Raw genomic sequence first — 23012 nt, 5'->3', positions numbered from 1 at the left:
TCGAAGGGCCGATTCGCTCGCCGCGTCCACTGGGCGGCCGTGCACGTGTCCGACGTGCCGCGCCGCCCCGGCCACCCGCCACACACCGGCGACCTGTTCGAGCAGTCGCATCGGCGGGCACGGCCTGCGCCGGGGTGAGCCGGCGGGCTGTGCGTCGGGGGTGAACCCGGGTGGTGCTCGTTGCACCGCCAATGAAGCTACGAGTCGGCCGCCGGGGATCCAAACAAGCAGCGGTCTCCCCAGCTCAGCCAGGCGTTACCGCCGGTAATGACCATGCAAACATGCCCGAATTGTCCGATTTAACCGTCATTTCCTAGATCAAACATCGGCCACCCGTGACCCACCTCACGGTTTCATTCCGCCAGGCCCGCCACCGACATCGACACATTGTGACCACCGAAACACGCACTGCGGTCGGATCCGAGGCAATTCCCGTCACCCTCGACGGCCACCCGTGACCCCTGACACAGGGGCCCGTTGGTAAAGGCGGCCGGATGCGGACCCAGGTCCCGTCGGCCGCAGACCTGGCCCCGGCCCGGCCACACCCCCGTCCCACCCGCCCCCGTTCGTCCCCGCTCCACTCTCAGACCGCCCCACCGAACACCGCCCCACCGAGGACCCGCCCCACCGAGGACCCGCCCCACCGAGGACCCGCCCCACCAACCGACCCGCCCCACCCCCGACACCCACGACCACACCCAAGGAGTCTCAGTGCCGCGCATGCTCGATGTCAGCGACGAGGTCCGATCCGAAATCGGCGACGACGAGGCCGACCGCCTGCTGGGCGGCGCCCACGCACCCGACGGCTACGAGTGCACCTCCTGCCGCACACCCGGCGACTCGTTCCAGGAGCCCACCAGCACCGTCCTGTTCGTCGGCGAGGAGACGGCGGTGCTCGCGTTCGCCCATGCCCGCTGCATCCCGTCCCAGGTGGTGCCGGTCTCCGAGGAGCAGCTGCTCGGCGCGGTGCGCAGCATCAGCCAGGCCCAGGGCGACGCACCCGCCGACACGCCCGTCGCGGCGCCGGTCCCGGCCCAGTCCGCTCAGTCCACCCAGTCGCAGCCCACCGCGTCCGGTGCGCAGCCGAGCGCGCCCGGCCAGGCCGCCATCCTTGGCATCACCTGCGGGCTCGTGCTGCACGCCGACACCGGTCACGCCGCCCTGGTGGTCGAGCCCACCGGGCCGGTCGGCCGGCCGGGCAACACCTCCGGCACCGACGAGTTCCTCGACCTCCTGCAGGACGCCGGCTTCCAGCCGGTCGCCGACCTCAACAAGACGCCGGAACAACTGCCCGGCTGGTCCGTGCTGGTGGCCATGGGCAAGCTGCACGCGATCCTCCAGCCCGCTGCCGCCGGCGGCAGCACCGGCTGGTGGCAGGCGCACCAGCCGCTCCAGGTCACCGACGCCTGGCGGATCGCCGCGGGCCAGCTGTCGGAGGTGACCATGTACGCGGTACCGGCCGGGATGGTCGGCCGCCAGCCGCGCGAGGACCTGCTCCGCCAGGCGCTGGAGCGGGCGGTGGCCAAGGGGCAGGTGGTGGCCGCGTCCCTCCCGCTCGCCGGCACCTGAGCCGCCCGGGATGCAGGACGCACCCGGCCCGGTCGGCGGTCACCGCTGCCGACCGGCAGCGCCGCACGGTCCTCACGCCGGCACCCCACGGTCGGCACGCCGACGCCTTCACGGTCCCTACGCCGGCCTTCGCGGTCCCCACGCCGGCCCTCCAGGAGCGGCCCAAGGCCGCTGCAGGAGGGCCGCAGGAGGACCACAGGAGAGCCGCAGGACCGGCACAGGCCACGTTCCGACCGGGCCGGTGCACCCCGCATCCCCCAGCGTTCTCACTCGTTGGCCCCTACGTGTACAGCTACGACGTCTCCGCATCCCACCGTCGCTCCACCACCGGCACCCGTGCGATCCCGGGCATGCGCCCGTCGTTCGACGCGGAGCACCCGCACTCGACGACGCCGATCTACGACGAGCTGTACTCCGAGTACCGGCGGCTGTTCCGGGCCCTGCCGGGCGACCGCTCGGGCGAGGAGAACATGAAGTTCACCGGGTTCGCGGTCCGCGACGGCTACCCGGTGCTGGCCGACCCGCGCCCGTACCCGCAGCAGCAGGCGTTCCAGAGCTACGGCGGGCAGGCGCTCGGGCTCCCGCAGTTCATGCCGAACCAGCAGACCGGTCCCGGTGTGACGGGACCGGCCGGGCACACCAGCGACGGCACCGGCCACGCCCACACGACCGGCCAGACCAGCCAGACCAGCCAGGTCGGCCAGACCGGCCACCTGGGCCAGGCGAGCCAGGGCCAGGCCGGCCAACCCGCCCACTCGGGCCAGCACCCGCAGTCCGGCCACGGCGGCCAGCCCGCCCCCGCCGCCCAGTTCGCCAACGGCCAGGGCTGGGTGGCCGCCGGCTACCTGGGCCCGGTCCCGCACCCGATGCCCACGCCGGCTCCCGGCCCCGGTGCCACCACCGGCGGACGGCACCGCAACCTGCTCTCCCTCCCCCCGGGCCGCAGCACCGACCAGCACTGAGCACCGCCGCCGCACCGAGCACCACAGGACGCGCGGCACACACCCGCGCGCCGGACGACCGAGGGCCCCACCGCCGAAGCGATGGGGCCCTCGCCACCAGGTGACCGGGTCACCTGACCACCAGGCCACCCGGTCCCACAGTCCTACTCGGTCCTACTCAGGACTACTCGGTCCTGCTCAGTCCTGCCCGACAGCTACTCGGTCCTACTTGCGCTTGCGCTTCTCACGCATCCGCACCGAGATCGAGATCGGCGTCCCGACGAAGCCGAACTCCTCACGCAGCCGGCGCTCGACGAACCGCCGGTAGCCCGCCTCCAGGAAGCCCGAGGCGAACAGCACGAACCGCGGCGGCCGCACCCCCGCCTGCGTACCGAAAAGGATGCGCGGCTGCTTGCCACCGCGGATCGGGTGCGGGTGGGCCGCGACCAGCTCGCCGAGGAAGGCGTTCAGCCGCGCGGTCGAGATCCGGGTCTCCCAGCCCTCCAGCGCCGCCTCGATCGCCGGAACGAGCCGCTCCATGTGCCGGCCGGTCTTCGCCGAGACGTTGACCCGGGGGGCCCACTGCACCTGGACGAGATCGCGCTCGATCTCGCGCTCCAGGTAGAAGCGGCGCTCCTCGTCCAGCTGGTCCCACTTGTTGTAGGCGATCACGACGGCGCGCCCGGCCTCGACGGCCATCGAGATGATCCGGGTGTCCTGCTCGGCCAGGGTCTCGCTGGCGTCGACCAGGACGACCGCGACCTCGGCCTTCTCCAGCGCGGCGGAGGTGCGCAGCGAGGCGTAGAAGTCGGCGCCGGCGGTGAGGTGGACGCGGCGGCGGATACCGGCGGTGTCCACGAACTTCCAGGTCTTGCCGCCGAGTTCGATCATCTCGTCGACCGGGTCGCGGGTGGTGCCGGCCATCTCGTTGACGACCACCCGGTCCTCGCCGGCGACCTTGTTGAGCAGGCTGGACTTGCCGACGTTCGGCCGGCCGATCAGCGCGACGCGGCGCGGGCCGCCGGGGGCGAGGTCGCCGAAGGTCTGCGGCGGGGCCTCGGGCAGCGCGTCCATCACGGCGTCGAGCAGGTCGCCGGAGCCGCGGCCGTGCAGGGCGGAGACGGGGTACGGCTCGCCCAGGCCGAGCGACCAGAGGTAGGCGGCCTCGGCCTCGGTCGACTGGCCGTCGACCTTGTTGGCGCAGAGCACGGTCGGCTTGCCGGCCCGGCGGATGATCTTGATCAGGGCTTCGTCGGTGTCGGTGGCACCCACGGTGGCGTCGACGACGAACAGCACCGCGTCGGCGGTCTCGATGCCCAGCTCGGCCTGCGCCGCCACCATGGCGTCGATGCCGAGGACGTCGATCTCCCAGCCGCCGGTGTCGACGACCTTGAAGCGGCGGCCGTTCCAGCTGGCCTCGTAGCTGACGCGGTCGCGGGTGACGCCCGGCTTGTCCTCGACGACCGCCTCACGGCGGCCGATGATGCGGTTCACCAGGGTCGACTTGCCGACGTTCGGGCGGCCGACGACGGCCAGCACCGGCATCGGCGCGTGCTCGGCGCCGTCGAGGCCGTCGACACCGTCGAGGTCGAACCCCTCCTCGGCGGCGAGCGCCATGAACTCTGCGTAGTCGGCGCTGTCCAGCTCACCGTGTCCGGTGGCGGTGTGCTCTGCGGTCATGTTTCCGTTTTCCGTTTCCCGGCGCGGCCCTTCCCAGGGGCACGCCGTGCGTACCTGCCCGGTTCCGGGCAGCGCGGGTTACTGCATGAAATGCGGGTGGAGGCTCAGACCGCCGAAAGGCCGGCCCGCTCCTCCACCAGCGAGGTGATCGTGTCGATCACCTGGTCGAGAGTCAGCTCGCTGGTGTCCACCAGGACGGCGTCGGCCGCCTGGGTCAGCGGGGCGGTCTCCCGGGAGGAGTCGGCGGCGTCCCTGCGGGCCAGGTCGGCGGCCATCGCGGTGATGGTGGCCTCGTCCACGCCCTTGGCCCTCAGCTCGGCGGCACGGCGCTCTGCGCGGGCGGCCTCCGAGGCGGTCAGGAAGACCTTGACGGTGGCGTTCGGGAACACCACGCTGCCCATGTCCCGGCCCTCGGCGACGATGCCGCGCTCGGCGACCCCGGCGCAGCCGCGCTGGAGCTCCACCAGCCGCGTGCGCACCGCCGGCACCGCGGCGACGGCACTGACCTGCCCGGTCACCTCGGGGCCGCGGATCGGGCCCGAGACGTCCTGGCCGTCGACGGTGATCGTCGGGCCGTCGGCGTCCGTCCCGGAGACGATCACCGGCTTTCCGCAGGCGACGGCCACGGCCTCGGCGTCCTCGATGTCCACGTCGTTGGCCAGCATCCACCAGGTCATCGCCCGGTACATGGCACCGGTGTCCAGGAAGCTCAGCCCCAGCCGGGCGGCGACCGCCCGCGAGACGGTCGACTTGCCGGAGCCGGAGGGTCCGTCGATGGCGACGACGACCGGGGCGTTCGCTCGGTCGGCAGTGTCCACGGCAGAACCTCTCTCTGAATCCTGAAACCTGAAGCGTGAAATCTGGAACGTGGGGCGGTGAAACCCGGTGGTGGAACCCGGGTGAAGCCCGGACGGGGGGCCCGGCGGTAAACCTGAAACCGAGGGATGTCCCCCTCAAGGTTAATGGACCGGTGCGGAACCCCGCCCCGCCCGGGCCCGTACCCCTTCGGAGCAGCCCCGACCGCAGCACCCAGCCCCGCCCGGCCCGCGCCGCCGCCCCCGCCCTGTCCGTCCTGTCCGCAGGGCGCAACCACAGCCGGCCGGCCCCGCCACCAGCCGTCCGCAGCCGGGACGGGGACCGACCGGGACCGGGACGCCCCCCGGCTCAGTCCCGGACGCTCCAACCGGTCGCCCGCAGCGCCATCGTCAGCGGCTTGACCGCGGCGGGAGCGACCGACAGCTGGACGAAGCCGACCTGCTGTCCGCTGGAGTGCTCGATGAGGACGTCCTCGATGTTGACCCCGGCCGCGCCCACCTCGCCGAAGAGGCGGCCCAGCTCGCCGGGCTGGTCGCCGAGGACGACGGCGACCGTCTCGTAGCGGGTGGGCGGCGCGCCGTGCTTGCCGGGGATGCGGGCCTGGCCGGTGTTGCCGCGGCGCATCACGGCCTCGATGCCGACCGCGCCCGCGCGCCGCTCGCCGTCCTCGGCGGCCTGCAGGGCCCGCAGCGCGGTGACGGTGTCGCCGAGGTCGACGGCGACCTCCTCCAGGATGTCGGCGACGGCGCCGGCGTTGGCGGAGAGGATGTCGACCCACATGCCGGGGTTGGAGGCCGCGATCCGGGTGACGTCCCGGACACCCTGGCCGGAAAGCCTTATCGCCGTCTCGTCGGCGTGCTCCAGCCGGGCGGCGACCAGCGAGGACACCAGCTGCGGGGCGTGCGAGACGAGGGCGACGGCACGGTCGTGCGCGGCGGCGTCCATCACGATCGGCATCGCGCCGCAGAGCGCGACCAGTTCCAGGGCCGCGTTGAGCGTCTCGGTGTCGGTGTCGGCCGTGGGGGTGAGCACCCAGGGGCGGCCCTCGAACAGGTCGGCGCGGGCGGCCAGCGGGCCGGAGCGCTCGCGGCCGGCCATCGGGTGGCTGCCGATGTAGTGGACGGTGTCGCAGCCGAGCGCCACCACCTCGGCGCGCGGCCCGGCCTTGACGCTGGCCACGTCGGTGTACCAGCGGGCCAGGCCGCGCCGCTGGCAGTCGGCGAGGACCTTGCCGACCAGCGCCGGCGGCACCGCGATGATCGCCAGGTCCACCGGACCGTCGGCGGGGTCGATGACACCGGCGCCGAGCGAGGCCGCGGTGCGGGCCGAGTCCGGGTCGGCGTCCTCCAGATGGACGGTCAGCCCCCGGCCGGTGAGGGCCAGTGCGGCGGACGTGCCGATGAGTCCGGTACCGACGACGGCGGCAGTGCGCATGGCGGGGTGGCTCTCCTCACGGGGCTTACCTGGACGTGCTCGACCCATCCTCTCGCATCCTGCCCGTCCCTGCGGCCACCCACCGTCCCCGCGGCCATCCCCCGTCCCCGCGTACGCCCCTGACACCCCGACCGGCCTCGCCGGACCGCAACCGCCTCCGGCCCCGACCCGTCCCACACCACACGGGCCGCACGCGTCACGCGAGGGCGGTCCGGACGCGGCAACACGCGGAAATCCGACGACGCCCGCGCCGGCTGGGGGCAGACTGGCCGCCCGAGCAGGGCGCGGCGCTAACGAAGGGGTTGGCTGGGTGGACGACCAGCGCAGGACAGACGACCGGCGCAGGACAGCAGGCGACCGGCAACCGGGCGGGTCGGAGGTGCCGGCCCACTCCTCGGTGCTCGACTCCGTCGTGGTCTACGCGGCCGGCGCGGTGTGCCGCCGCCGGGCCCGGGTCCCCGTGCCGCCGGACGGACGGCTCCGGCTGACCGGGCTGCCCCGGGTGCTCGACGGGCGCTCGCTGCGCGCCCGGGTGCTCGACGGCCCACCCGGCACCACCGTCACCGAGGCCCGTCTGGAGCCCGTCGCGGAACTCCGCGCCGTGGCCGAACTCCCCGAGCTCCAAAGCCTGTTGGACGAGGCCAGGGAGCACGAGAGCGCCGTCCGCGAGCGCCACCGCCTGGTCCTCTCGGCCATCGCCGAGACGGCCGGACTGCGCGCCGTACCGCCGCCGCGCCGCGATGACGAACCGCACCGCCGCACTCCCGCCGACGCCTGGCTGGAGTTGGCCGAGTTCGTCGACGAACGGCTGTCCGGACTGCACCGGCGCGCCGAGGACCTCGCCCAGGAGCTCCGGCTCGCCGAGCACGCGACCGAGGTGCTCACCGCCCGGCTGGAGCGCGCCTCCACCGCGGGGGCCACCCGGCCCGTGGAGACCTCCGCGACCGTCCTCCTCACCCTCACCCGCACCCCCACCTCCACCTCCACCTCCACCGAACCCGCCGGCCCCGACCCCGGCCCCAGCCCCGAACCCGAACCCGACCTCGAACTCGAACTCGAGTACGGCGTCCCGGCCGCCCGCTGGGTACCCGCCTACCGCCTGTCCTACCGCCAGGGCGAGGACTCCGCCCGACTCGTCCTGCGCGCCTCGCTGGCCCAGCAGACCGGCGAGGACTGGACCGGCGTACGCCTCGCCCTCTCCACCGCCGACCTCGACCGGCGCACCGACCTGCCCCGGCTGCGCTCGCTGCGGATCGGCCGCAGCCAGCCCGCCCCGCCCCCGTCGGGGTGGCGCGAGCCCCCGGCCGGCCTGGCCGACCTCTTCGCCGGCTACCAGGCGGCGGGCCCGGCCCCCGCGCCCGCCGGGCGCGTGTCCGCCGGACAGGTGGCCTCGGTACGCGTGGGCGCCGCACCCACGGGCGCCCTGCCCGTCGCGGCCGTCACCCCGGCTTTCGACGAGCAGCCGGAGTTTCTCCGCCACCCCGGCGGCAGCCTGGCGGCCGACGAGTTCCCCCTGCCGCCCCCCGCCTTCGGCGGCTACGGCGCCCCGCCGCCGCCCGGGATGCCCCAGCCGGGCAGTCCGCCCCCGCCCCCGGCCGCCCCCCGCCGGGCCCGGCGCCGCGCCGCCGAGGCCGCCCCCGGGTTCGCCGCGTCTGCGCCCGCCCCCGTGACGGCCCCGGCCCCGGCGGCCCCCGGCGGGGCCGGACCGTTCGCCGCCTTCGCACCCGCCCCGTTCGCCCCCAGCGCCCCGTTCACCCCCGACGCCCCGCCCGCCCCCGACGCCGCCCTCCTCGACTACCCGTCCCTCGTCCTGGCCGGTCCCGAGGAGCCCGCCGCCCGCCGGGGCACCCTGCACCCGCCCGGGCCGAGGCCCGCGGTGTCCGCCGGTTCGGCGGTGGCGGCCCTCCCGCTCCCCCGGCACGCCGTCCCGCCCCGCGTCTCGGCCGGCTCCTTCGACCACCGCTTCGACGCCGCCGCCCCCGCCGACATCCCGTCCGACGGCGCCTGGCACACCGTCACGATCGGCGAGATCCCGCTGGCCGTCCGCTCCGAGTACGTCACCGTCCCCTCCGTCGAGGAGAAGGTCTACGGCACGCTGGTGCTCGCCAACCGGACCGCCCAGGCCGTCCTGGCCGGCCCGGTCGAGGTGACCGTCGACGACGAGTTCCTGCTCACCGCCGCCCTTCCCACCCTCGCCCCCGGCGGCGAGCGCCGGCTCGGCACCGGTGTGACCGAGAGCGTCGAGGTGGCGCGCCGCACCGAGCTGCGCGAGTCCACCGCGGGCATGCTGAACAGCAGCACCGTGCTCGACCACCGGGTGCACGTCGAACTGGCGAACCGGCTCGGCCGCCCCGTCACGGTGGAGGTCCGCGAACGCGTCCCGGTCACCTCGGACGCCGAGGTCCGGATCGAGGAACGGGCCGGCTGGCAGGCACCGGCCGAGTCCTCGCCGGACTGCCCGCCGAGCACCCGGCTCTGGCGGGTCGAACTGCCGCCCGGCGGCCGGGTCGAGCTCGACGGCGGCTACGAGATCCGAATCCCGGCCGGCAAGGCCATCGTCGGCGGAAACCGGAGGAACTGAACGATGACCGGCACCACCACCCCCCTCCCCGGCGGGCCCGACTCCCCTCCCCGGGGCGCCGTCCCCCTTCCGGTCACCGCCGTCACCTGCCTGGAGGACCGCAGCCAGGTCGAGCGCGCCGCCACCGCCGAGCTCACCGCCGGCGTGCAGCGGCTGCGGCTCGGCCCGGTCACCGCGCTCGCCGTCGACCGCACCCTGCGGGCCGAGGCCGACCGCGCGGGCGTCCGCGTCCTGGACGCCCGGATCGTCCGCACCTGGACCCCGCGCGCCCCGCTGCCGCCCGGCCCGGCCGACTCCGAGCTCCGCCACCGGGTCCACCAGCTCGACGAACAGGCCCGCCGCGAGGAGCAGTCCGGCGACCGTCTGGCGGCCCGGCTGGCGCTGCTGGCCCAGCTCTCCGCCGACCTGCTCCGCGAGATCGGCGAGGGCGCCGGCGCGGGCGAGGTCGAACGGGCCCGCTGGACCCGTGAGCTGGACCGGGTGGACGCCGAACGCGAGCGGTACGTCGAGGAGCTGCGCGCCGTCCGCTCCCGGCTGCGCCGACTGGAACAGGAGCGCTCCGACGCCCACCGGACCCTGGACGAGGCCGAGGAGGAGCCCGCCGAGCTCGTCGCGCACCTGGACCTCACCGTCGAGGCCGCCACGGCCGGGCCCGCCCTCCTCACCGTCAGCCACCTGGTGCCCTGCGCGGTGTGGCGCCCCTCCTACCGGGCCACCCTCGCCGGGGGCGGCCTGCACCTGGAGTCGGAGGCGGTGGTCTGGCAGCGGACCGGGGAGGACTGGACCGGCGTCCGGCTCACCCTCTCCACCGCCCGGTCGGCCCTGGCCACCGCCCCGCCCGCGCTCACCGAGGACGTGCTGATGCTGCGCGAGCGCAGCGCCGAGGAGCGCCGCACCGTCGAGGTGGAGCTGCGCGAGGAGGCGATCAGCACGGTCGGCCCGTCCGAGGCGGTACCGGGCGTGGACGACGGCGGGGAGGTCCGGGTGCTGCGCGCGCCCGCGCCGGCCACCGTGCCCTCGGACGGCCGGGCGCACCGGGTCCCGCTCGGCGGCTTCACCGCGGCCGCGAGCAGCGAGTTCGCGTGCGCGCCGGAGCTGTCACCGCTGGTCACCCAGGTGGTCCGGTTCCGCAACGCCGCCGGGCACGCGCTGCTGGCCGGGCCGGTCGAACTGGTCCGCGACAGCGGCTTCACCGGCCGCGGCGAACTGCCCTTCACCGCGGCCGGCGCCGACGCCGAGCTGGCGTTCGGCAGCTCGGACGGCTACCGGGTGGTCCGCGAGACCGAGGAACGGCAGGCCACCACCGGACTCAGCCAGCGCTCGGTGACCACCCGGACGGTCCGGCTGCACCTCTCCCGCTTCTCCGGACCGGAGGAGCACGACGAGCAGCTGGTCTCGGTGCGCGAGCGGGTACCGGTCTCCGAGGTGTCGGCCGTGGAGGTACGGCTGCGCAAGGAGGAGTGCTCGCCCGCCCCGGACGCCTTCGACACCGAGGGGATCGTCCGCTGGGACCTGCCCCTCGGCCCGGGCGCCCGCCGGACGGTGACGCTGGTGTACGAGATCACCGCCACCGCCAAGGTGGCGGGCCTGTGACACCCCGGCCCGCGTGCGCTCGGCCGAACCCCCGTCGTGACAACCGTTCAGGTACAACAGGAGCATGATCCTGCACCTCGCCCCCCTGGACGACTGGCTCGCCGACCCCGGCCGGCCCTACGCGACCGCCTCGCTGCTCACCGACGGGTTCATCCACTGCTCGGCGGACGAGCAGACGGCACTCGCGGTGGCCAACGCCTTCTTCGCCGACACCCCCGGTCCGCTGATGGTGCTGCTGATCGAGGAGGCGCTGGTGGAACCGATGGTGAAGTGGGAGGCCCCGAACGGCGCACCGCCGCCCGGGGCCACCCCCGGTGCGCTGTTCCCGCACATCTACGGGCGGCTGAACCGGTCCGCCGTGGTCGGCCTGGAGAAGGTCGAACGCGGCCCGGACGGCCGCTGGGCGAGCCTCACCCCCTGGAGCTGAGCCCCACCCCCGACGCCCCCGCCACCCGCGACCCCGGCGCCCCGAGACCCCGGCACCCCGGCACCCCGCGACCCGGCGGAGGGCTACAGCCAGCCCCGCTCCCGGGCCGCCATGCCCGCCTGGAAGCGGGTGGTGGCGCCGAGCTCGCGCATCAGGCTCTGGAGCCGGCGCTGGGTGGTCCGGGCGCTCCAGCCGAGCGAGCGCGCGATCGACTCGTCGGTGAGGCCGGCCGCCAGCAGGCCGAGCAGCTTGCGGTGGTCGGCCTCCGGCTCCAGCGCGCCGTCCTCGTCCCCGATCGCCGACTGGAGCTGCACGGCGCGCTCCCACTCCGCCTCGAACAGCGTGTCCAGGGCCTGGAGCAGGGCGGACGGGTGGATCACGTACGCGGCGTCCAGGACGCTGTCGCCGACGCTGATCGGGATGATCGCCATCCGGTCGTCCGACATGACCATCTTCATCGGCAGCACCGGCCGGACCCGGGCCTCCTCGCCATCCTCGACCCCGACCAGGATGTTCTTCTCCAGCCTCCCCGGCCAGGCCACCGCCTCCCGGTCGTAGATGGTCCGGAACCGCAGCCCCTCCTTCATCCGCTTGCGCTGCAACGGGATGCCGGCCACCGGATCCTGGATGTACGGGGGGCAGTCGAAGCCCCGGACCTGGTACTGGCTGGTCTCGGTGATGTGCTCCAGCCGCTGGGCGATGGCCTCGCCGCCGGTCAGCACCTCGACCGAGTGCGCCGGGTCGGTGTAGCGGGAGGCCTCCCGGAAGGCGTCCATCAGGCGGTGCATCTCGGCCCGGGCATGCCGCAGTTCGGACTCCCGGTGGCCGATCAGGGTGCCTATCGCGACATCCGGCGCGACCGGCAGGAAGCGGTGGCGGTCCACCGGCGCCCGGGTCGCCATGCCCTGCTGCGCCAACCGGTCCAGCGCCCGCAGACTCTGCTGGAGCGTCAGCCCGCAGAGCCCGGCGAGGTCCTCCGCCGTGGACTGCGGATTGGCCACCAGCAACGCGTAAACCTGACCGTCCGGATCGGCCAGCCCCAGTGCGCTGAGTGGTGCATCGGACACGGTGCCGCTCCCCCGTTGGTCTCTCCCCTGCGCCGCACCGAAGGCGGCGTGGCGCAGTCCCGCCACTCGACGGGTCGTGGTCAGGTGGCAATCCTCGGCCACGGATCATCACGCTGACAAGGCGATGACCAGGCGATGCGTCCCGGCTCACAGCAAGACCCGCCGAACGGCGTGAGGGCCTCCCCGCCGCTCGGCGGGGAGGCCCTCACAGGCACGCGAATATGTAGACCGGTCTACAGATGGCCGTTTTTATGTAGACCGGTCCACAGACTGCTCGCTATGACGACCGGTCTACAGAGCGGCGTTCTCTGTAGACCGGTCTACAGAGAAACTCCGCCCTCGATAGACCGGTCTACAGACTCGTTTTTATGCAGACCGGTCTACAGAATGCTCTCCAGACCGGACCCACACGACCGACCCGCAGGCCGACTCACGGACCGACCTACAGGCCGACCTCGTTCATCAGCTGGCCGACCTCCGGGTTGGTCAGACGGCGCAGCCAGCCCGACTTCTGGTCGCCCAGCGCGATCGGACCGAAGTGCGTGCGCACCAGCTTCTCGACCGGGAAGCCGGCCTCGGACAGCATCCGGCGGACGATGTGCTTGCGGCCCTCGTGCAGCGTGACCTCGACGAGGTAGTTCTTGCCGACGTTGGAGACCACCTTGAAGCTGTCGGCGCGCGCGAAGCCGTCCTCCAGCTCGATGCCCTTGGCGAGCTGCTTGCCCAGGTCACGCGGGATCGGACCCTGAATGGCGGCCAGGTACGTCTTGGTCACGCCGTACCGGGGGTGGGTGAGGCGGTGGGCCAGTTCACCGTGGTTGGTGAGCAGGATGATGCCCTCGGTCTCGGTGTCCAGGCGGCCGACGTGGAACAGCCGGGTCTCCCGGTTGGTCACGTAGTCGCCGAGGCACTGGCGGCCGTCCGGGTCCTCCATGGTGGAGACCACGCCGGCCGGCTTGTTCAGCGCGAAGAACAGGTACGACTGGGTGGCGACGGTCAGGCCGTCCACCTTGATCTCGTCGTTCTGCGGGTCGACCCGCTTGCCCTGCTCGGTGACGAGCTTGCCGTTGACCTGGACGCGGCCCTGCTCGATCAGCTCCTCGCACGCCCGGCGGCTGCCGATGCCGGCCCGCGCCAGCACCTTCTGCAGGCGCTCGCCCTCGGGCTCCTCGAAGGTCTTGGGGAGCTTCACGGCCGGCTTGTCGTGGCGCGCCAGCACGGCGTCCTCGATCTTCGCCTGCAGCTCGCGCGAACGCTGCGGCTGGCGGCGCGGGTCGCCCGGGGCGCCCTGGCCGTCGCGGCGCGGACGCGGCGCGGGGCCGGGACGGCGCCCGCTGAAGCCGCCGCGCGCGGGGGTGGCGTTGGGGCCGCCGCCGTACTCGGGGCGGTCGTAGCGCCGCTCCTCGGGACGCAGCGGGCGGTCGGGGTACCTGTTGTCGTCGCGCCGGTCGTCCCGACGGCTGTCGCGCCCGTACGAGCCGGAGCTGCCGCCACGCGACGACGAGCCGCCACCGTACGAACCACCGCGCGACGAGGAGCCGGAGCCCCCGCCGTACGAACCACCACGCGAGCCCGAGCCGCCCCCGTAGGAGCCGCCGCCCGAGGAGGACCCGCCACGGGACGAGGAACCGCCACCGTACGAACCACCACGCGAGCCCGAGCCGCCGTACGAACCGCCGCGCGAAGAGCCCGAGCCGCCGCCGTACGAGCCACCGCCGGAGGAGGACCCGCCACGCGACGAGGAACCGCCACCGTACGAACCGCCACCCGAGGAGGACCCGCCACGCGACGAGGAACCGCCACCGTACGAACCGCCACCGGAGGACGAGCCCCCGCGCGAGGAACCGGAGCCCCCGCCGTACGAACCACCACGCGAGCCGGAGCCACCCCCGTAGGAGCCGCCGCCGCTCCGGCCCCCGCCGTGTCCGCCCCGGCCGCTTCCGCCGCCGCTGTTCCTGTCGTTGCCACTGCTACGCATCAAAGTGTCCGTACGTCGTTTTCCGTCTGGGCTGTGCGGTCGTTTCGGCCGACCTCACCGCCCCCTACCGATCAGGCGCAGCCCGACCGGCCTCGCCACTGCCGTCCGCGGCCTGCACGGCAGCGGCGGCGACCGCCTCCGCGATCATCGTGCCCTCCAGGGACTCCGCTTCCACGTCGTCGACCTCGGGCAGGAAGGGAGCAAGCTCCGGCAGCTCATCCAGGCCGCGGAGCCCCATCCGTTCCAGGAAGTAGTTCGTCGTCCGATACAGGATCGCACCTGTTTCGGGCTCGGATCCGGCCTCTTCCACCAGTCCTCGCTGTACCAGGGTACGCATCACACCGTCGCAGTTCACACCACGGACGGCTGAGACCCGCGATCTGGACACCGGCTGCCGGTAGGCGACGACCGCCAATGTCTCCAGTGCGGCCTGCGTCAGCCTGGCCTGTTGGCCGTCCAGGACGAACCGCTCGACGGCCGGCGCGCACTCGGCCCGGGTGTAGAACCGCCACCCGCCGGCGACCAGCCGCAGGTCGAAGCCGCGCCGCTGGGCGGTGTACTCGGCGGACAGTTCCCGCAGCGCCGCCGCCACCTCCTCCCGGGGCCGCTCCAGGACGGACGCCAGGTGGGCCTCCCCGGCCGGATCGTCGACGACCATCAGGATCGCCTCCAGCTCGGCCTTCAGCCCTGGACCGACCGATTCCCAGCCCTCCGAACCCTCCGCACCGCCCTCGGCCCCGGCCTCCACGACCGCCGCCGCCTCCGCTTCGCCGCCGCCGGACTCCCCGACACCAGAAGTCGGCGGGCCCGACTTCTGGTGCACCACCTGCACCGCCGGCTCCCGCACGACCACTGACTCCGCCGTCGACACCGCCCCGACCCCGGCCTCCACGGCTGCCGCCCCCGCCGCCACCCCCGGGTCCAGCTCCAGCTCCGAATCCAGCTCCGCCCCGGGCAGCAGCTCCGGCAGCAGCTCCGGTTCCAGCCACTCCTCCGCCCGCGGCCGCCCCGGCAGGCCGAGCGGGCGTCGGGGCACCGGCCGCCCCCCGGCGTTGGCACCAGACGTCATCGCTCCTCCTCCTTCTCTCCCTCGGGCCGGTCGAACCTCTCTCCCGCGGGCCGGTCGAACTCGTCCGTGACCTCGACCACCCCGCGGTCCGCGTCGGCCACCCAGCGCACCAGCAGCTCCTCCAGTGCCTCCGGCTGCTCGAAGGCCACCACCCGCTCCCGGTAGAGCTCCAGCAGTGCCAGGAAGCGGGCGACCACCACCAGGGCGTCCGGCGCGTCCGCGACCAGCCGCTGGAACGACGCCTCCCCCAGTTCGGTGAGCAGCCCGACCACCAGGCCCGCCTGCTCCCGCACGCTGACCGGCGGGGCGTGGATGTGGTCGACGTAGACGACCGGCTTCGGCCTGGGCGCCATCGCCTTGGCCGCCAGCTCCGCGAACCGCGCCGGGCCGACGCTGATCACGACCTCGGGCAGCAGCTGCGCGTGGTGGGGTTCCAGTCCGACCGTCCGGGGCCGCCGCAGCAGCTCGGCGGCCCAGCGCTCGCCGAACAGGGCTGCCGCCCGCTTGTACGCCCGGTACTGCAGCAGTCGGGCGAACAGCAGGTCGCGCGCCTCCAGCAGCGCGAGGTCCTCCTCGTCCTCGACCTCGGCGGCGGGCAGCAGCCGGGCGGCCTTGAGGTCGAGCAGCGTGGCGGCGACGACCAGGAACTCGGTCGCGGCGTCCAGGTCCCAGTCCGGTCCCATCGCCCGGATGTGGGCCATGAACTCGTCGGTGACGGTCGCCAGCGCCACCTCGGTGACGTCCATCCGGTGCTTGGCGATCAGGCTCAGCAACAGGTCGAACGGGCCCTCGAAGTTGTCCAGCCGTACCCGGAACCCGCCCCGCGGCTCCTCGGTCGCCCCGACCGGCCCAGCGCTCCGACGAGCCCCGGCCGCCCCACCGACGGCGGTGCCCGAAGCACCGGACACAGCACCGGACACGGCATCGGACTCAGCACCCGAGGCGGCACCGGACGCGGCGGCGAAGACAGAACCAGCAGGTGAGGAAGCGGACGGAGGCGAAGAGGAGGCAGCAGCGGACACAGGCGCTGCGGACGGTTCGGAGGTGCTCGGCATGACGGTCCATCTTCACCCGCCCCCGCCGCCCACCCCCCGCCGGGGCCGTCGACACGCCGTGGCGCATCGGGCACACCGCGGATCGCATCCACCCCGGCCACGGGCCCACCACGCTCGACTCGACGACTCCCGGAGCCCGCGACGCCTCACAAGGGCCGACACGGCAGCTCACATCGACTCGCGTCGGCTCACATCGGCTCGCAGCAGCTCGCGTCGACTCGCAACGGCCCACAGCGGCCCGACAGCGGCTCTCAGCACCCCGTCGCGGCCCGCGGACGGCCACCGGCACCCCGGAACGCCCGGAGCCCCCCCTCGGCCCGCAGAGACCCGCCGAGCCCCTCAGAGACTCACAGAGACCCGCAGAAGGCCCACCGGCGACCGGCCGGTGCTCACCCAGGCTCACCCGGGCACCAAGCGCCCGTAGACGCCCTCCAGGCGCCCTCAGCGCCCGCGCAGCCGCCGCACCAGGATGCTGGCCTCGCCGCGCTGCTCCAGGTCCGCCAGAACCACCGCGATGGCCTCCCGGACGATCCGGCCGCGGTCCACGGCCAGGCCGTGCTCGCCGCGCAGCACCAGACGGGTGTGCTCCAGGTCCATCAGTTCCTCGGCGGACACGTACACGGTGATCTTCTCGTCGTGCCGTTCCCGCCCGCTGGGGCGGCGCGGGGCGCGGCCGCGCGGACGGGGGCGCCCGTTTCCGCCCGACTGCTCCTCGGCGGCGCCCGCGTGCTGCCGGGGCGCCGGGGCGGCCGCCCGGCCGCCCGGCGCTGCCTTCCCCGCCTGTGCGGCGGCCTGCGCACCACCCTGCCCAGCACCGGCACCCTGCCCGGCGCCCTGCTGCAGCCCCGAAGGCTGCGCCGGCCCCGGTACACCGGCCCCGGGGGCCGGCTGCCGGCGCTCGTACGGCTGCCCGGCCTCGTCGGTGCCCTCGGCACCCTCGGCGCCGTCCGCAGCACCGGCACCGGCACCGTTGACGGCCCGCGCGGTCTCCGGTCTGGGCGCCTCGGCGGCCGGACGCGGCGCGAGGGAGGGCGACAGCGCCATCCCGCCGGTGGTCCGGAACAGCTCGTCGGCCCCCGGGAGACTCACTCGGCGGGGCGGCACCGGTCGAGCACCTCCCTGGCGAGCTGACGATAGGCGGCGGCACCGACCGAGTTGGTCGCGTACGTCGTGATCGGCTCGCCGGCGACGGTGGTCTCCGGGAAGCGCACGGTACGGCCGATGACGGTGTGGAAGACGTGGTCGCCGAACGCCTCGACGACCCGGGCCAGCACCTCGCGGCTGTGCACGGTGCGCGAGTCGTACATGGTGGCGAGGATGCCGTCCAGCCGCAGCTCGGGGTTGAGCCGCTCGCAGACCTTCTCGATGGTCTCGGTGAGCAGCGCGACACCGCGCAGCGCGAAGAACTCGCACTCCAGCGGGACGATGACGCTGTGAGCGGCCGTCAGGGCATTGACCGTCAGCAGGCCCAGCGAGGGCTGGCAGTCGATGATGACGAAGTCGTAGTCGGGCAGCAGCGGCTTCAGGGCGCGCGCCAGCGCGGACTCCCGGGCCACCTCGCTGACCAGCTGCACCTCGGCGGCCGACAGGTCGATGTTGGAGGGCAGCAGGTCCATGCCCGGCACCGCGGTCTTCAGCAGCACCTCATCGGCCGTCAGGCCCCGCTCCATGAGCAGGTTGTAGACGGTGACGTCGAGTTCCATCGGGTTGACCCCGAGGCCCACGGACAGCGCGCCCTGCGGGTCGAAGTCGACGAGCAGCACCCGGCGGCCGTACTCGGCCAGCGCGGCACCCAGGTTGATGGTCGACGTGGTCTTGCCGACGCCGCCCTTCTGGTTGCACATCGCGATGATCTGCGCGGGGCCGTGTTCGGCGACCGGTGCGGGGATCGGGAAGTACGGCAGCGGACGGCCCGTCGGACCGACCCGCTCGCGGCGCTGGCGCGCGGCGTCGGGGGCCAGCGTGGCGGCGTACTCCGGATCCGGCTCGTACTCGGCGTCCGGGTCATCGTAGGCGCCGTAGGCGAACTCGCCGTAGGCCAGGCCGTGGGCCGGCAGATCGGCGTCGAAGTCGGTCACCGTGGTCACCTGGGTCACCTGTGCTGTGTTCTGGCGTGCTTCGAAAGTACGGAGAGCGACCGAGCCGACCTCGGCCGAGCCCACGGTGGCCTGCCGGGCCCCGGGCTCCTCACTCGGCAGTCCGGCGGCGTGCTCCGCCAGTCCTGGCTGACCACCCCCGGGAGCAAATGTCGACTCATTCACAAGTCGTCTTACCTCCTTGGGCATCCAGGACTCTATGTCGATTCGTCAGCGTGGCAGCATGCCGACGGTTTGCGACTCTAGGCTCTTCAAGGCGTTCGCAGCAACACAATCCACGGTAGTGGGCAGGATGTGTCGACTATCGGGCCACCCGCTGTCAAGGGATGGACCGGCCCTTGACCCTAACGTTTCTGCGGTCGGGTGACGCGACCCACAGAAATTGACGACAGAGCGACCCGCCCATGTCACCGGCCGTTCACGGGCATGGCGAAGCCCCCGGCCCGAGGGAATCGGGTCGGGGGCCGACGGTCCGCCCCGCAGGGGTCGGACCGGGCCGGGAGGACCCGCGCCGACCAGGCACGGACCCTCCCGAAGGGCACATCACGATCACGGGGACACGTCGGTCACCCGGACACGTCGGTCACCGGTCGCAGGGGTCGCCGGCACCCGGGGGCGACCGGGACACGGCGGGGAACCAGGCGACGACGGAGAACCACACGACGACGGCGAGCCGGGCGGCCGCGGAGCCCCGAGTCGCCTCGGACCTCCGCGGCCGCCGCGGTCACCAGGACGCGGAGGTCAGGCGAGCACGCTCTCCAGGGAGACGGACTCCAGGCCGAAGGCCTCGGCGACGGCACCGAAGGTGATCTGGCCCTCGTGCACGTTCAGGCCCTTGGCCAGCGCCGGGTCACGGCGCAGCGCGTCCTTCCAGCCACGGTTGGCCAGCTCCACGATGTAGGGCAGCGTGGCGTTGGTCAGCGCGTAGGTGGAGGTGTTCGGGACGGCGCCCGGCATGTTGGCCACGCAGTAGAAGACCGAGTTGTGGACCTGGAAGGTCGGCTCGGCGTGCGTGGTCGCGTGCGAGTCCTCGAAGCAGCCGCCCTGGTCGATGGCGATGTCGACGAGCACGGAGCCCGGCTTCATGCGGGAGACCAGCTCGTTGGTGACGAGCTTCGGGGCCTTGGCGCCCGGGATCAGCACGGCGCCGATCACCAGGTCGGCCTCCAGGACGGCCTTCTCCAGCTCGAAGGCGTTGGAGGCGATGGCCTTGATCTTGGTGCCGAAGACCTTGTCGGCCTCGCGCAGCTTGTTGATGTCGCGGTCCAGCAGGGTCACCTCGTAGCCCATGCCGATCGCGATGGTGGCCGCGTGCCAGCCGGAGACGCCACCGCCGATGACGACGGCCTTGGCCGGGTGGGTGCCGGGCACGCCGCCGGGCAGCACGCCGCGGCCGCCGGCCGGGCGCATCAGGTGGTACGAGCCGACCTGCGGGGCCAGCCGGCCCGCGACCTCGGACATCGGGGCGAGCAGCGGCAGGGCGCCGTTGGCGAGCTGCACGGTCTCGTACGCGATGGCGGTGGTGCCGGACGCGACCAGCGCGTCGGTGCCGGCGCGGTCGGCCGCCAGGTGCAGGTACGTGAAGACGGTCTGGCCCTTGCGCAGCCGGTGGTACTCCTGGGCGATGGGCTCCTTGACCTTCAGCAGCAGGTCGGCGGTGGCCCACACCTCGTCGGCGGTGGGGAGGATGGTGGCGCCGGCGGCCACGTACTCCTCGTTCGGGATCGAGGAGCCGACACCGGCGTTGTCCTCGATGTAGACCTCGTGCCCGTTGCGGACGAGCTCATGCACGCCGGCGGGCGTGATGGCCACGCGGTACTCGTGGTTCTTGACCTCGCGGGGGATGCCGACCTTCACGGCTAAACACGTCCTCTTGCCATGGGGGTCCCTACCGGAGAAGACCGGCGGGCGACGCGCACGTGGGGAAGCCTCCGGAAGGCACCGGGGCACAGATCGCTGCGCGACTGAGTTCGAGTGTAATGAAGCCCAGGCGGCGTGTCAGCCTTCCAAAGTGAATAAATCCGCCGGACACATTGGCAGGTTCGTAGGCTTCCCCGGCGATCTTCCTGCCAAAGCCGCACCAACCAGGCATCTTCGACAATACTCCGGAAGTGCCCCCTACCACCCGGCGTCGGCGCGTTCCCGCAGGTCCGCCAGGGCCGCACCGACCGCCTGTCGGCCGCGCTCGTCCCCCAGGCGGCGCAGCAGTCCCAGCGCCGCCCGGTACTCCCGCTCGGCCTCGTCGAAGCGGCGCTGGGCGGTGTGCGCCTCCGCCACCCGGGTGAGCAGCCGGGCCTCGGCGGCCGGGTCCCCCATGGACTGCCGCAGGCCGAGCGCCCGCCCGTACCAGTCGGCGGCCCGGACGGCGTCGCCGAGCGCGCGGTGACAGCCGGCCGCGCCCTCCAGGGCCCGGGCGCAGGCGGCCTCGTCGTCCGCCGCCCGGGCGTGCTCCAGGGCCGCCCGGTAGTGCCCGACGGCCGGCTCCCAGCGGCCGTCGGCGGCCTGGAGGTCGCCGAGGTTGAGCAGCGCGGCGGCCGCCCGGCGGGCCTTGCCGTGCCGCTCGGCCACCGTCAGCACCAGCTCGTGCAGCTGGTACAGGTCGGCGGGGGCGGCGGCGCCGGTCAGCGGCAGGGCCCGGAGCAGGGCGGTGACCAGCCGGCCGGCCGAACCGTCCAGGTCGCCCTGGCCGATCGCGTCGGCGACCGCCCCGAGCAGCAGGTCGCGCTCACCGAGCAGCCACTGCCGGGCCTGGGCCGCCGAGCGCAGCCGCAGCGGCCCGGGCAGCGGGTCGGGACCCGGGCCGCCGGCCGGGTCGAGCAGGGCGCGGGCCGAATCGGTGAGCCGGACCAGGCGCTCCAGCAGGCGGGCCCGGGCGAGTTCGAGCTCGGCGGGCCGGTCCTCGCGCCCGCGCAGCCGGACCAGCCGCGGGTGGAGCCGACCGGGTACCCGGTAGCGGGGGGTGCCGTCGTCCGCGGGCGGCTCCTCGCCGAGCAGCTCCCGCTCGGCGAGTGCGGCCAGCATCGCGGCCGCCTCCGGGGCCGGGCAGCCGACCAGGGCCGAGGCGGTGCGCAGATCGACGGTCTGCGCGGGGGCGAGGGTGAGCGCGCGCAGCATCCGCGCCTGGGCCGCCGGCAGCGCGCCGTACAGCAGGGTGAACGCGCCGACCAGCGGGTCGTTGTCCGGGACGGGCACGGGTTCGGCGGGCTCGGGGCCGGGCTTCACCCAGGCGGCGGGATCGGTCGCGGGCTCGGCGGCGGGCTCCCCCGGAGCCCCGGAGGCCGCCTTGCGCCTCGCCGCGTCCGTACCGCCGGGGGGCGCGGCCGCCCGCTTCCCGTCCTCCGTGGCACCCCCCGGAACGGCCGCCGGGGCCGTGGCGGCCGCCTGAGCCGCCTTCCGGCCGGCCCTGTCGCCCGTTCCGGGCCGCCCGGAGCGGGACGGCTCCGCCTTCACCGTGCCGGGCTTCCCGGCGCCCGCCCTCGGCCCGTCCTGCTTCAGCCCCTCTTCCTTGACCCTCTCCGACCCGCCCGCCCCCGCCGGACCTCCGACGCCCCTCGCCCCTCCGACCCCGTTCGGCCCACCCGCCTTCTCCGACCCACCCGTCTTCCCCAGCCCACCCGCCTTCTCCGACCCACCCGTCTTCCCCAGCCCACCCGCCTTCTCCGACCCACCCGCCTTCTCCGGCCCGCCGGCCCCCTCCGGCCGGCCGACTTTGTCCGCCTCCCCCACCGCCCCCTGCGGCTGCGCGCCCGCCGCCCCGTCCGGCCGGGCCGCCCCCTCCCGCACCACCCGGGCCAGCTCCGCGGCCGCGTCCGTGACGGCCGCCTTCGGGTTGCCGCGCAGCCAGCCGGCCATCAGCCGCAGCGCCGCCGGCCCGGAGCCGCAGGCCTCGGCGAGGTCGGCCCCGCCGACCGGGTCGCAGCTGATCCGGGTGCCGCCGACGAGGTCGCCGAGCAGCTCGTCCGAGGCCTGCCGGTCCAGTCCGCCGAGGATCACCGGGTCGATGTCCTCGATCCCGGTCAGCGGGCCGGCCGTGGTGGCGAGGACGAGGCAGCCGGGCTCGTCGGCGAGCAGCGGCCAGAGCTGTCCGGCGTCCCGCACGTCGTCCAGCACCAGCAGGACGCGCCGACCCGCCAGCGCCTCGCGCAGCGCGACGCAGGCCGGCTCGTCCCGGCCGTCCTCGGCGGATCCGGGCAGCGGCACGGCGCCGACGTCCGCCCCGAGCTGCTCCAGCAGTCGGCGGGCGGCCCTGGCGGGCGGCACCCGGCCGCCGTCGGGGGCGGAGAGCCGGGCGAACAGCACGCCGTCGGGGTAGTCGGCGGCGACGGTGACGGCGAAGCGCACGGCCAGCGCGGTGCGGCCCGAGCCGGGGCGGCCGGCCAGCACCAGGACGGTGCTGCGGCCGTCCGCGGGGCGGGCGGCGGCGGCCCGCAGTGCGGCCAGCTCGGCGCGCCGGCCGACGAACAGCGCCGGCCCGGCGGGCAGCCGGTCCAGCGCGGGGGCGCCCTCGGCGGTCATCGCGGGCCGTGCGTCCATCGTCGCCGTTTTCCTCGCCACCCGTGCCACTCCCGACGGTCACCCAGCTCAGCGGAGGCGGCCCGCGACGGGCGCCCGTCTGCGAAGCGTAGTTCGACCGTCCGGCTCAGCGGGGGTGACATCCGGTCGTACGAACCGGCAAATCACCCCCGCGGATCAACCCGGGGGCCGGG

General features: G+C 74.3%; 16 protein-coding genes. 5 read left to right on the top strand and 11 right to left on the bottom strand.

Annotation, left to right across the window (positions count from 1 at the left end; translation table 11 throughout):
• The first annotated feature begins 711 nt into the window (after positions 1-711).
• Positions 712-1569: a hypothetical protein gene (locus ACFVVX_RS26690; RefSeq protein WP_387949148.1), complete on the top strand. Its 858-nt coding sequence runs from the start codon at positions 712-714 to the stop codon at positions 1567-1569.
• A gap of 350 nt (positions 1570-1919) precedes the next feature.
• A complete protein-coding gene (locus tag ACFVVX_RS26685; protein WP_387949147.1) occupies positions 1920-2531 on the top strand; it encodes a hypothetical protein in 612 nt (203 codons plus the stop codon).
• Positions 2532-2735: 204 nt separating this feature from the next.
• On the opposite strand, the gene der is transcribed toward ACFVVX_RS26685, so the two are convergent.
• From der to ACFVVX_RS26670, 3 genes are all read right to left on the bottom strand, one after another.
• Positions 2736-4190 (bottom strand): ribosome biogenesis GTPase Der, encoded by a 1455-nt coding sequence (gene der, locus ACFVVX_RS26680; RefSeq protein ID WP_387949146.1) that lies wholly within the window; start codon positions 4188-4190, stop codon positions 2736-2738.
• Positions 4191-4294: 104 nt separating this feature from the next.
• Positions 4295-5008, bottom strand: a complete 714-nt coding sequence (gene cmk / locus ACFVVX_RS26675) for a (d)CMP kinase (protein ID WP_387949145.1) — start codon at positions 5006-5008, stop codon at positions 4295-4297.
• A 346-nt stretch (positions 5009-5354) separates the two neighbouring features.
• Positions 5355-6440, bottom strand: a complete 1086-nt coding sequence (locus ACFVVX_RS26670; RefSeq protein ID WP_387949144.1) for a prephenate dehydrogenase — start codon at positions 6438-6440, stop codon at positions 5355-5357.
• Positions 6441-6750: 310 nt separating this feature from the next.
• Here ACFVVX_RS26670 and ACFVVX_RS26665 point away from each other — a divergent pair, with 310 nt between their 5' ends.
• From ACFVVX_RS26665 to ACFVVX_RS26655, 3 genes are all read left to right on the top strand, one after another.
• Complete coding sequence (locus ACFVVX_RS26665; protein ID WP_387949143.1) at positions 6751-9021, top strand: DUF4139 domain-containing protein; 2271 nt, start codon at positions 6751-6753, stop codon at positions 9019-9021.
• Between the two features lie 3 nt (positions 9022-9024).
• On the top strand, positions 9025-10614 hold the full coding sequence (locus tag ACFVVX_RS26660) for a DUF4139 domain-containing protein (RefSeq protein ID WP_387949142.1): 1590 nt from the start codon (positions 9025-9027) through the stop codon (positions 10612-10614).
• A gap of 64 nt (positions 10615-10678) precedes the next feature.
• Positions 10679-11041: a DUF952 domain-containing protein gene (locus ACFVVX_RS26655; protein ID WP_387949141.1), complete on the top strand. Its 363-nt coding sequence runs from the start codon at positions 10679-10681 to the stop codon at positions 11039-11041.
• An 83-nt stretch (positions 11042-11124) separates the two neighbouring features.
• On the opposite strand, the gene ACFVVX_RS26650 is transcribed toward ACFVVX_RS26655, so the two are convergent.
• From ACFVVX_RS26650 to ACFVVX_RS26615, 8 genes are all read right to left on the bottom strand, one after another.
• Positions 11125-12108 (bottom strand): helix-turn-helix domain-containing protein, encoded by a 984-nt coding sequence (locus ACFVVX_RS26650; RefSeq protein ID WP_387949140.1) that lies wholly within the window; start codon positions 12106-12108, stop codon positions 11125-11127.
• A 442-nt stretch (positions 12109-12550) separates the two neighbouring features.
• The gene (locus ACFVVX_RS26645; RefSeq protein ID WP_387949139.1) at positions 12551-14086 is read right to left on the bottom strand and encodes a pseudouridine synthase; all 1536 of its coding nucleotides are present in this window, start codon (positions 14084-14086) and stop codon (positions 12551-12553) included.
• A gap of 64 nt (positions 14087-14150) precedes the next feature.
• A complete protein-coding gene (gene scpB, locus ACFVVX_RS26640) occupies positions 14151-14744 on the bottom strand; it encodes an SMC-Scp complex subunit ScpB (protein WP_387949237.1) in 594 nt (197 codons plus the stop codon).
• 407 nt (positions 14745-15151) lie between these two features.
• Positions 15152-16063, bottom strand: a complete 912-nt coding sequence (locus ACFVVX_RS26635; protein ID WP_387949138.1) for a segregation and condensation protein A — start codon at positions 16061-16063, stop codon at positions 15152-15154.
• A gap of 588 nt (positions 16064-16651) precedes the next feature.
• Positions 16652-17299 (bottom strand): hypothetical protein, encoded by a 648-nt coding sequence (locus ACFVVX_RS26630; RefSeq protein ID WP_387949137.1) that lies wholly within the window; start codon positions 17297-17299, stop codon positions 16652-16654.
• A complete protein-coding gene (locus ACFVVX_RS26625; protein ID WP_387949236.1) occupies positions 17296-18372 on the bottom strand; it encodes a ParA family protein in 1077 nt (358 codons plus the stop codon). Before ACFVVX_RS26625 ends, ACFVVX_RS26630 begins: the two co-directional genes overlap by 4 nt.
• A gap of 675 nt (positions 18373-19047) precedes the next feature.
• Positions 19048-20163 carry an alanine dehydrogenase gene (gene ald, locus ACFVVX_RS26620; protein ID WP_387949136.1) on the bottom strand — a complete coding sequence of 372 codons (1116 nt, stop codon included), beginning with the start codon at positions 20161-20163 and terminating at the stop codon, positions 19048-19050.
• A gap of 261 nt (positions 20164-20424) precedes the next feature.
• Complete coding sequence (locus ACFVVX_RS26615; RefSeq protein WP_387949135.1) at positions 20425-22839, bottom strand: AAA family ATPase; 2415 nt, start codon at positions 22837-22839, stop codon at positions 20425-20427.
• Positions 22840-23012 lie beyond the last annotated feature (173 nt).

The sequence above is a fragment of the Kitasatospora sp. NPDC058170 genome (genome assembly GCF_042883905.1).
Classification (GTDB): Bacteria; Actinomycetota; Actinomycetes; order Streptomycetales; family Streptomycetaceae; genus Kitasatospora.
This window is presented reverse-complemented; position numbering and strand designations above follow the sequence as displayed.

What these genes read in the sequence shown, in the direction of transcription:
- ACFVVX_RS26660 (WP_387949142.1), top strand. Translation starts at nt 9,025, where the DNA reads ATGACCGGCACCACCACCCCCCTCCCCGGCGGGCCCGACTCCCCTCCC.
- scpB (WP_387949237.1), bottom strand. Translation starts at nt 14,744, where the DNA reads ATGGTCGTCGACGATCCGGCCGGGGAGGCCCACCTGGCGTCCGTCCTG.
- der (WP_387949146.1), bottom strand. Translation starts at nt 4,190, where the DNA reads ATGACCGCAGAGCACACCGCCACCGGACACGGTGAGCTGGACAGCGCC.
- ACFVVX_RS26670 (WP_387949144.1), bottom strand. Translation starts at nt 6,440, where the DNA reads ATGCGCACTGCCGCCGTCGTCGGTACCGGACTCATCGGCACGTCCGCC.
- ACFVVX_RS26685 (WP_387949147.1), top strand. Translation starts at nt 1,920, where the DNA reads ATGCGCCCGTCGTTCGACGCGGAGCACCCGCACTCGACGACGCCGATC.
- ACFVVX_RS26645 (WP_387949139.1), bottom strand. Translation starts at nt 14,086, where the DNA reads ATGCGTAGCAGTGGCAACGACAGGAACAGCGGCGGCGGAAGCGGCCGG.
- ACFVVX_RS26615 (WP_387949135.1), bottom strand. Translation starts at nt 22,839, where the DNA reads ATGGACGCACGGCCCGCGATGACCGCCGAGGGCGCCCCCGCGCTGGAC.
- ACFVVX_RS26655 (WP_387949141.1), top strand. Translation starts at nt 10,679, where the DNA reads ATGATCCTGCACCTCGCCCCCCTGGACGACTGGCTCGCCGACCCCGGC.